We start from the raw sequence: 10,376 nt of genomic DNA, 5'->3' as shown, positions 1-10,376 counted from the left end.
ATTTTTAACAACAATTAGTTTATCTCTGTTCCAATACAAGAATGTTCTCAACCTGTAGCGGCTGATTTGAAAACAAAAAATTCATTAAATTAAATGACTGACAATTATGAGCATTATCGTCTTCGGTAGCATAAATATAGACTTGGTAGCAACAGCACCCCGTTTGCCAGTCGCCGGAGAAACCTTGCTAGGAGAAGACTTTTTTAAAGTTTCGGGAGGCAAAGGAGCCAATCAAGCGGTAGCATTAGCAAAATTGGGAATTCCTACCCAAATGGTGGGGCGTGTAGGTGCAGACGATTTTGGTGTGGAACTTATTAACAATTTACAAGCATCTGGTGTGCAGATTGGCAATATTTTGGTGGATAAGACTGTTAGTTCTGGAGTCGCCATCATCGCCGTAAATCATGCTGGTGAAAATCAAATTATTGTAATTCCTGGTGCAAATGGGTGTATCAATCAAGAAGATGTAGAACGATTGTCCGATCTATTACCAGAAGCGACAGCACTGCTTTTACAATTAGAAATTCCGCTTGCTGCGGTGGTTGCAGCAGCTAAAGCAGCAAGAAAAACGAAAATAACGGTAATTCTCGACCCTGCACCCGCACAATCTGATTTGCCAGATGAACTTTACCCATTAGTGGACATTATTACACCGAATGAAGTTGAAGCCTCGCAGTTAGTGGGTTTTGCTGTAGATGGAGAAGAACTTGCAGCCAAAGCAGCTGGGGTTTTATTACAACGGGGTGTGAAATGTGCGATCGTTAAACTGGGTGCTAAGGGTGTTTTTTGTGCCACTGCTGAGGAAAAGTTTTTTGTACCCGCTTTTCCAGTTCATGCAGTTGACACAGTAGCTGCTGGCGATGCTTTTAACGGCGGTTTGACGGCGGCGCTTTTTGAAGGACTTTCTTTACATCAAGCAGTTGTTTGGGGTGCAGCAGCCGGTGCTTTGGCGACGACAAAACCAGGCGCACAAACTTCGTTACCGGATAGGTTTACCTTTGATGCGTTTCTTAAAGAAAGGTAAAAAGCCCTCATCTTACCTTGAGGGCTTGGCATTTTGGAAGCATCCACTTTTGGCATATTGACTTTTTTAGACCAACCATATATTGGGGTTTTTGGCATCAACCAATTATGTTTCTTCCAAAAGTGGATGCTCCCAGCATTTTTTTGCTATGGGAGTCCGATTTGATTTTTGAAATCCATGTAGGGTGTGTTAGCCCAGAAAGTATGATACCGTTTTAAGCTTTTGGTGCGTTACGCTCCATTAACACGCCCTACAAGAATACTTAAATTTTTTCAAAACAATTTACGATTTCATAAATATCGGCTCAATCCCTTCTAGCTACGAGCAAGGGTAATCTGGGCAGCGTCAAAGTCTTGTAGCCGAGTCATGTTTCCACTATTCTTATCTATGCTATATACAGCATTAGGTGTCTCATACCTCTGCGCTCCAAATGCTAGGAGTTGACCTGTTGCAGAGCAAACCAAGCTTTGCAAGCCATTATTCCATGCCGTACCATTAAGTTTCAATTGTCCCAGTCTGATCGGTGTTTTTTGATTTGAGTCTAGTTGCACTAAAGTTGTATCACCATTTAATCCAACTAAAGAGGTATAGAGTTTTCCATCTGGGCACTGTGCTAGATTGCTGGCTCGCTCATCGGTTGGGAATTTAACCTTACTAATAGTACTGATCTCTCCTGTTTGAAGGTCAATATCTACCAATGTGATCGGCGGTGTACCATTCTTCTTATTTACTAAACCGATGAGTCGCCCATCATTAGTGCCTAGCAAGCTCCCAAGCTGTTGATTCTGTTTAAGTCCTGAGATTATCAAAGTTTTTACAGGTGTACTCAAAAATGTAATGCGAGTAGGTGTCGCCTGTTTTTTACCTGTGGTAACAGGAGTAGCGGCTACAACAAGTGTGCCATCGCTTAAAGAAGTAAAGCCACTCAATGTCTCATTAGTCTCTACTAAAGGTCTAACCTGATTGGGAGCTTGATTGAGAACTACGCCATTCGTTAAAGAACCGAGGTTACTCAATATATCATCGACCTTTCCTAAAGCTGTACCGAGCTGGGCAATTGTGCCATCGCTTAAAACAGCGAAGCTACTCAATGCCTCATTAGACTGTACTAAAGCTGTACCGCTCTCGGCAAGTATTTGAGTAACTACTGGACTTAGAAGCTGAACCTTTCCTGTATTTAAAGATTGCAAAATAAAGGAGTCCAAAACAAGTCCTAGCCCTACAGGCTTAATATTTGTAGGTACAACGTTTGCGGTAATGCTATTTGATTCAGTGGTATCTACCTCTGGACTAACAGTTTGGTCTGTGCTGATGATAGAGCCAGAACCTATCCCTACAATTTTGAAACTTGGTGTTTGCGCTAAAGTTTTGTTGCTTAAATAACTAAGCCCAGATACTATAGTTCCACCAAGTGCCAACTGACCAAACTGCCGACGTGATAGCTTGAAGCTCATATTTCCACTCCTAGAATTAATGACTTTTATTAAGTAGCAATGTCTTGAACGTAAACGGGTAAAGTTATGATATTCGCGTCCAGGTTGCTACTGAGGGTGTTCCATTGTTGTCACTAATAAAAAGCATGTACCAGCCTGGTACTGCTATGTTTCGATTGGTTGCTAGCGTGACATTGAGAGAAGTAGAGTTCCTAGAATTAATCCGCACATCCACTAACCTTTGTTCTGTATCGTAGGAATGAGTGGTTGCCATTGGTTTAATCAGACTAACCCATTTAATATTCCCAGCCTGGGGTGTCTGAATTGTAAATTGCTGTCCGTAGGTCAATACGTCAGGAGCGCTCCGAATAATTGGGCGCGATCGCGACATATATGCAGGACTGTAGATTTCTAATCGCAGTTCATCAATCCTCCGCTTAGGATTACCCCCAGCTGCGATTACCCTACCATCTGGTAGGAGCAAGGCCACTGAGTGATATAGGCGAGGGACATTTTGTTTAGCTACTACTGTCCAGGTATTTGTAGCTGGATTGTAGATTTCTGCTGGCAGCATTGATTGTGTTGCGTCCTCATTAATTTTGCTACCATTACAAACAAACACTGTGCGATCGGGCAACAAAACTGCGCTGTGATGCATCCGAGCATAGTTTAGAGGCTTTGCTGCTACATAAGTTGGGTTAGTAGCTTTTAAATCTACAATATTTACCCTATTTGTTGCCTTACCAGCACTACCCCCACCGATAATCATCACTTTTTGGTCTTGTGCAGGTGGTAAAAGCACACTCGCAGCTTGATTTCCAAAAGCTGAGTCTTGCAGCCCTGGCACCACTTTTTCTGTAATGGATTCTGTAAATGTCCCTGGCAGGGTTAGTATAGTTGGCGCTACTCCATTGTTGCCGCTCATCTGGGCACCTGAATAAAAAAGCTTTCCACTATCGAGTAGAAACAGATGTGCGTATTCCGGATAGGGACGAGTTATTGGAAAAGCATTCCAACCATTTGGGAAGAAATATGAATAAATTTCTGGTTGTCTGTTGAGCTTGCCATCTTTGTCCGGACCAGATATTGCAAAGACCCGACCGCTACCTAGTGTTAACAAAGTAGGATACCAGCGACCATTATTCATTGGTAGTATTTTGAACCATTTCTCGCCAATAGGATCAAATATCAGAGCAGCGGGTAAACCATAAAATGGGTCATAGCGCAAAGTTCCACCCGCAACCAATAACCCACCATCAGGACGGAAAGAGTGACCGGCGCAAAAAAGATCAATAGGCTGATTATTACTATCTAATGGAGCCTTTTGACGGGTAAAGGTTCCTTTGTCCACATCCCAAACCACACTGTCATAGGGAGTGTTTAATCGGCTGGGATCATTACCTGAACCGCAGAAAAAGAATACTTTACCAGTACGAAGTAAAGCGGCATGTATAGGCAGGATTGGAGCACTATACGGCAATACTTGCCATTTGTCTGTGGTAGTAGCCTGAGCGATGAAAGTCCCTAAATCCGTTTCTTCTAGAAGGTTAGGGTTGTTATAAGATTGAGTCACTTTATTTACAATTTTTCCTACGTAGGTTTGATGTTTTTGTTCTTTGTTTCAGTAGCTTATTACTAAAATTATATCTATACTTTGTAAGCTTCTCTAATGTTAAGATGTGATGTTTTTTATAACAAGATTAGATAAATACCATTTTTTTATTAGTAATTACGCTGTTATTTTTACCTGTTCTCAAGTATCTAATTAAGCCTTGCACTGTGTTTTTTCGGAAAGGATGAATCACGCTTTGAAATTTGATGTGGATACCTTTCAGGGCTTGGCATTGAGCATTACTGGCTAAAAAATTGTGTTTTTGATCTTTGATTTGTAACTAGTTTTGCCCGCTCAGGTGTTGCACATTTAATTTGCACAACTAAGACGCGCAGAATGCCTACCCCACAGGAGATTGGTTTATTGGAGGATGCAAATTTAAATGTTTTTAAGTTATTTTTTATTAAAAGAAAAATAATTAGCTAAAATTTAAATTACAAGTATAATACAATACTTAATACATAGTTAATAGAATTAAAAGGATGACAATCGATCGCACCCCATAGCGATACCTTTGGTGGGCTTTGCCTACGCAAATTTGAGACAATTAGCTGAGAAATTTTAGCCATGAGCATGATACAAAGTACAGCCAAAGCGTAGTAAAGTAAAGTGGTAAAGCTCAGAGTGGGTTGTAAAAATCGAAACCTACTTAGTAGAAACAGTGGTAACGTCAATCGCTCTCAAAAAAAGATTGTCGCCATGAGCAACTCAACTCCAATGAATGACGATAAAAATCTTTCCAAGAAAAAGGGCAGGACACTACCTCCCAAGCTGATCATCTGGCTGGGAAAGTTTGTCTGGACGACTATGTGGCGGATCATGATGTCAAAGCTGGCTCCTAGCAATCAGTCGGGAGCTTATGTTCGTCCTAATAGCCAGTTTCGCAAGTTCATTGGCACAGAAGAAGGAAATCCACACCCACCAGCAGCAGAGCGCTACAAACTCTATGTTGGGCTGGGGTGTCCTTGGGCGCACCGAACCCTAGTTGTGCGATCGCTCAAAAAACTCGAAGCGGTAATATCAGTATGTATCGTCTCTCCTTCTCCCATTGAAGGCGGTTGGATATTCAACGAAGAAGAAGAAGGTTGTCGCACACTGGCTGAATTTTATCAGATGGCGGAACCTGGTTACAGTGGACGCTCTACAGTTCCAATACTATGGGATAACCAAACAAAAACCATCGTCAATAATGAGAGTTCAGAGATTATCGTCATGCTGAACTCTGAGTTTAACGAGTTCGCCAACAATCCCACGCTGGATCTTTATCCAGAAACACTCAAAGAAAAGATTGACTGGTGGAACGAAAAGATTTATCACGCAGTAAATAATGGTGTGTATCGCTGCGGCTTTGCCCAAAGCCAAGAAGCATACAATCAAGCCTGCAATGAACTGTTTGCAGCTCTCGATGAGATTGACATTGCATTACAAACTAGTCGATATCTGTGTGGGGACAATCTCACTCTAGCAGATGTCCGTTTATTCACGACGTTATTTCGGTTTGATAGTGCCTACTATGGGTTGTTTAAGTGCAATAGGCAGCGAATTCGAGACTATGAGAACTTGGGAGCTTATTTACGTGATTTATATCAGCTTCCAGGTGTAGCTGACACCTGCGATGTAGAAAGTGTGAAGCGGGACTACTACGGGAACCTATTCCCACTCAATCCGGGCGGGATTATTCCCAATGGGCCTGATATGTCTTATCTTAATCAACCATCTGGGCGCGATCGCATTGGTAAAGTAAATGCTTCATAAGGTAGATTGAGAACTAATACCTCGATAGCTGCATTCTGGAGTTGATGAATCGTGAACCAGATTAATCGAGTTGCAATTGTCGGTGGAACTCATGGCAATGAGTTTACAGGAGCCTACCTGATCCAAAAATTTTCTCAGTTTCCCGACTTGATTACTAGACAAAGTTTTGAGACAGTAACTCTGTTAGCAAATCCTAATGCTTTTGCGGCGGGGAGGCGATATGTAGAGAAAGATTTAAATCGTTGTTTTATCAAGCAAGATTTACAAGATCCGACTCTGAGCAGTTACGAAGAATTGCAAGCTAAATCAATCCAGCAGACTCTAGCATCAAACAAAGATAAACAAACTGACTTTATCTTAGACTTGCACAGCAGTACATCTAATATGGGTTTGACAATTATTTTGGTAAACAGTCATCCCTTAAACTTGAAATTGGCTGCTTATCTGAGCCAGATTAATCCTTTAGTTAGGGTTTATCGCTGCTCTTTTAAATCAATTGAAGAAAACCCATTTGTAAATTCTTTGTGCGAATTAGGCTTTGCGATCGAGATTGGCCCTATTGCCCAAGGACTTTTAAAAGCGACGCTATTCCAACAAACAGAAGAACTTGTTTATGCGGTTCTAAACTATCTAGAACAGTTAAACCAGGGGGAAATTCCATCAACTAACGAAACGTTGATTCTATATGACCATTTATCAGTTGTGGATTATCCAAAACAACAAAATGGCGCAATTTTTGGGATGATTCATCCAGAACTTCAAGATAAGGATTATCAAGCCTTAAACCCAGGAGAACCAATTTTTCTAACTTTTGATGGTAAAACAATTTATTATGAGGGAGCATCTGCCGTTTGGCCAATTTTTATTAATGAGGCAGCTTACTACGAAAAGGGAATTGCAATGTGTTTTACCCAGAAGCAGCAAATAAATATCTAATATCTGTACAGGATTTTTTGTCCGTAGTTTACCGCCGTAGGCATCGCTTTTTATTGGAAGTGATGATAAAAATTGAGCATCCAAATCATCAATTAATTATTTATATATATAAAGCATTGATAAAACTTACTTATATGTTTACATATTTGTTGGGTATGATATATTGATGACCAGCAATTATTATATATCAGGGTAAAAAGTTGTCCGCAAGGCTGATCAAGTTGAGATTAAAGGAGCGCTGAGTCGAGGTACAAGACTTGATCGGTAAAACCCAAATCTAACATTATATTTACGCTTAAAAATAATGAAAATTAAACGGCAAGGAGACAAACCAATAGCAAGTCTTTCTTTAGACTTGGATAATGTTTGGTCTTTTCTAAAAAATCAGGGCGCTCCGGGTTGGGAGACTTTTCCCTCTTACTTGGATATTGCAGTCCCTCGTTTCTTAGATATTTTTCAGCAATGGGATTTGACAATCACAGTCTTCATTGTCGGTCAAGATGCAGCGCTGGAAAAGAACACCAAGGCATTACAAGCGATCGCCACTGCCGGTCACGAAATAGGCAATCATTCATTTTACCACGATCCTTGGCTACATCTCTATTCAGAGGATGAGATTGAACAAGAGGTGGCCTTAGCCGAACAACATATCAAGCGCGTCACTCATCAACATCCTATTGGCTTCCGGGGGCCTGGATACAGTTTCTCTCCTGCGGTATTGAAAGTCTTAGCACGACGGGGATATGAGTATGATGCTTCAACTTTTCCCACATTTTTGGGGCCTATCGCCCGAGCATATTATTTGATGACTTGTAAACTGAGCAAGGAAGAACGCAAGAAACGAGAAGCCCTTTTTGGTGGTTTTAAAGAGGGTTTGCAGCCTCTAAAACCTTACCAGTGGAAGATGGGTAAGGATAGACTCACAGAGATTCCTGTTACCACCATGCCAATTTTCAAGGTGCCAATTCACTTTAGTTACATAATGTATCTGAGTACATTTTCTTCGGAAGTGGCGTTACTCTACCTGCGAATTGCTCTGTGGCTGTGTAAACTGACGCGTGTCCAGCCTTCTTTGTTATTCCATCCTACAGACTTTGTAAGTCAAGAGGATGTGCCAGAGCTATCATTCTTCCCTGGAATGAGTCTTCCCACTTATAAAAAGCTGGCAATAGTCAACAAAAGTTTGGAAATTATATCCAGTCAGTTTAATGTTTTGACTGTTGGAGAACACGCCAAATCCGTTGTCGGTGCCCGTCAACTGCCTGTATTAGTGCCTCAAAAAAGGTAAAAATATGAGCTATGCAATTGACAAGTGCAATTTGTATCCTTAATTACAAATAAAATAAACTTTGATCTGTTTTTGAAAAGGAGAAAATAGTATTGGCAAAAAGATAAATTTATTTTTATAATAGTTCCCTATTCCAATGTCTTTATTAAAAACCTCTGGTGATATCCCTTCCCCAGAGGTTATTTTTTTTAAATTCGATGTCTAATCAGATTTTTTAATCGTTATCTAAATTTTGATATCAGCAAATTATCTTGAAACCAGGTGACATTTGCTAGCAAGTATGTGTAAAGTAATTGAGAGTGAATCACTACCTCTAATTTTTGACACATCTATCTATGGTTAGAAAAACGCAACGTCTTTTGCTGCTAGTTGTTTGCTGTAGTATAACTGGTGTAATTTTAGGAGGTACTGCTGCTTGGGCAGAAAGCAGCCTTTGCTTGGAAGACAGTAAGCTTACAAGTGAGTGTCTAACCCAAGATCCGATCCAAAAAACTATCCAAGGAATGAGTACCGGATTGTTAGCTGGGGCTGGGGCCGCTTGCGGTGCAGCATGGCAGTTACGGCATGAAGATTGATTGTAAACTACCACTAACCCGGAACTCGGGGTTAAACCCAACTTCTGTACTAAAATCCTGATTTATGTAGCTTTGGAAGAATACCGATCTATTAATGCACGAGCAAATTTCTGGTGTTGTTCAGCTAGATGTTGAGGAGAGATGAACTGAGCATTGCCCATAAAGCGGTACACCCAGCGACAAAACTCCTCCAGCGATCGCTCAGGAAGTTTAACAATGTAATCTACGTAAGCAGGTTTACCATTTTTTCCCTTCGAGCGCTTCCAGCAACTAGCTGGTGAAGTTGTAAGTTACCCCAACGTGCAGTGCTGGAACCAGCCATATTTGATTACTTCACAATACACAATCCACGCAAAGGCTGCAACGAACTTTCGACGATTGGGTACAAAAGCGTCCCCTTAAGATGAGAGACTTTCGCTAAAAAATTTCTTAAGTCTAAAAGTGCGATGGCGTGTACGTCCGCCGTAGGTGATCGCACTCCATAAAGTTGGTAAAAAGAATTTTTGACTGCAAGTCTACTTATGTAATTTATTTTTACAGAGAACTGTGATTTCTCTGAGGGCTTTTAAGCAAAATAAACTTAATATTTATTATATATTTTTACAACAAAAGGCTTGATATGTGTTTAGTAAATATTAAACAGGATGAGTTAAACCTCCCACAATTAGGATATTTAAAGTTATTAAAGTTAGAGATTGAAAGAATTTCAGAAAAGTCTGTTGAGTTGCTTAAGGAACAAGACTCATCTACATTTGTTTATATTTTTTTGCTACCTAATGATGTAGCTCATAAATTCTCAGAAGTGCAAAATTTAATAAATAATGAGCTTCTATTACAAAGAAATAATTCTAATTATTATGGTGATATTAAATTAAGGGTAGCGGAGAAAGTAACTCGGATTGAAGTTTATGAAGAAATCAATCAATTATATAAGAGCTTAAGATACCAAGTTTCTGAGTTTCATAAAAAAATTGAACTTTCTGGTACTCTTCATATTAAAGCTTCTAGTACTGTTATTAAAATAATGTCAGTGAATGAAATACTAGAGCGATTAGAGAAAGGAAGAGAAAGTCTTGAGAAAAATTCTTCAATAAATATGAATGAATTTATCTCAAGTTTAATTATCCCTGATATAAAAAATAAAATAAAATGTTTTGAATATGAAATTGGACAGTTGGAAAAGGAAGAGGTGGAATTAGCAATAAATAAAGGTAGTAATTTAGTAGATAGATTAGAGACATTAGGAAAAGATGTCACCAGAGTTTGACCCTTCCCCACTCCTAAATTGTTAGGTGAATCCCAAAAATACCCAGAAAATCAGTATTCCTCATCGCGGAGGATATTTCAAGTGATCGCACAATAATCGACGACAGCAAGGCATTGTCTGACTACTGGCATGAGCGAATTCGGCTGAAAAACTATGAGTTAATTGCAACTCCTGGACATGTCAAAACCCAGGATCATTGTCTAACTATGCTATCCGTTGCAGCTAACACTTAGCTGCAACAGACTGAATCGATATCTGGGTTGGGATGCAAAGAAGTAAGCCTATGGGTGCATTTGCTTTCTTGTTAGCTTATAGAGAATAATCAAAAATAAAGCAGCTTTGGCCTCTTCGTGCGAGATAATAAATATAAAATATGGCGATCGCAATCGATTTTGGTACTAGTAACACAGTCATTGCTCGTTGGAACCCTGTAACCCAGCAGCCAGAAACCCTGAATCTACCAGGTTTATCAATTAAACAGAGTCT

8 protein-coding genes are annotated in these 10,376 nt (G+C 40.0%); 6 read left to right on the top strand and 2 right to left on the bottom strand.

The annotated features are described in order from the left end of the window. The first annotated feature begins 106 nt into the window (after positions 1–106). Positions 107–1,024 (top strand): ribokinase, encoded by a 918-nt coding sequence (rbsK, locus tag VE944_RS04925; protein ID WP_324973133.1) that lies wholly within the window; start codon positions 107–109, stop codon positions 1,022–1,024. A 314-nt stretch (positions 1,025–1,338) separates the two neighbouring features. Here rbsK and VE944_RS04920 read toward each other — a convergent pair whose 3' ends face one another. Both VE944_RS04920 and VE944_RS04915 read right to left on the bottom strand, forming a co-directional pair. Next, on the bottom strand, positions 1,339–2,478 hold the full coding sequence (locus tag VE944_RS04920) for a hypothetical protein (RefSeq protein WP_324973131.1): 1,140 nt from the start codon (positions 2,476–2,478) through the stop codon (positions 1,339–1,341). A 64-nt stretch (positions 2,479–2,542) separates the two neighbouring features. Further along, positions 2,543–4,030: a galactose oxidase early set domain-containing protein gene (locus VE944_RS04915; RefSeq protein WP_324973128.1), complete on the bottom strand. Its 1,488-nt coding sequence runs from the start codon at positions 4,028–4,030 to the stop codon at positions 2,543–2,545. Between the two features lie 738 nt (positions 4,031–4,768). On the opposite strand from VE944_RS04915, the gene VE944_RS04910 reads away from it, so the two are divergent. From VE944_RS04910 to VE944_RS04890, 5 genes are all read left to right on the top strand, one after another. After that, positions 4,769–5,824 carry a glutathione S-transferase family protein gene (locus VE944_RS04910; protein ID WP_324973136.1) on the top strand — a complete coding sequence of 352 codons (1,056 nt, stop codon included), beginning with the start codon at positions 4,769–4,771 and terminating at the stop codon, positions 5,822–5,824. 51 nt (positions 5,825–5,875) lie between these two features. Next, a complete protein-coding gene (locus VE944_RS04905; RefSeq protein WP_324973125.1) occupies positions 5,876–6,760 on the top strand; it encodes an aspartoacylase in 885 nt (294 codons plus the stop codon). A gap of 304 nt (positions 6,761–7,064) precedes the next feature. Continuing rightward, positions 7,065–8,048 (top strand): polysaccharide deacetylase family protein, encoded by a 984-nt coding sequence (locus VE944_RS04900; RefSeq protein ID WP_324973123.1) that lies wholly within the window; start codon positions 7,065–7,067, stop codon positions 8,046–8,048. A gap of 335 nt (positions 8,049–8,383) precedes the next feature. Beyond that, the gene (locus VE944_RS04895; protein ID WP_109011689.1) at positions 8,384–8,623 is read left to right on the top strand and encodes a hypothetical protein; all 240 of its coding nucleotides are present in this window, start codon (positions 8,384–8,386) and stop codon (positions 8,621–8,623) included. A gap of 619 nt (positions 8,624–9,242) precedes the next feature. Continuing rightward, positions 9,243–9,890: a hypothetical protein gene (locus VE944_RS04890; RefSeq protein WP_324973117.1), complete on the top strand. Its 648-nt coding sequence runs from the start codon at positions 9,243–9,245 to the stop codon at positions 9,888–9,890. Positions 9,891–10,376 lie beyond the last annotated feature (486 nt).

The organism is Nostoc sp. (assembly GCF_035638895.1).
GTDB lineage: Bacteria > Cyanobacteriota > Cyanobacteriia > Cyanobacteriales > Nostocaceae > Nostoc.
The sequence above is the reverse complement of the archived record's forward strand: the minus strand, read 5'-3'. Positions and strand labels throughout refer to the sequence as shown.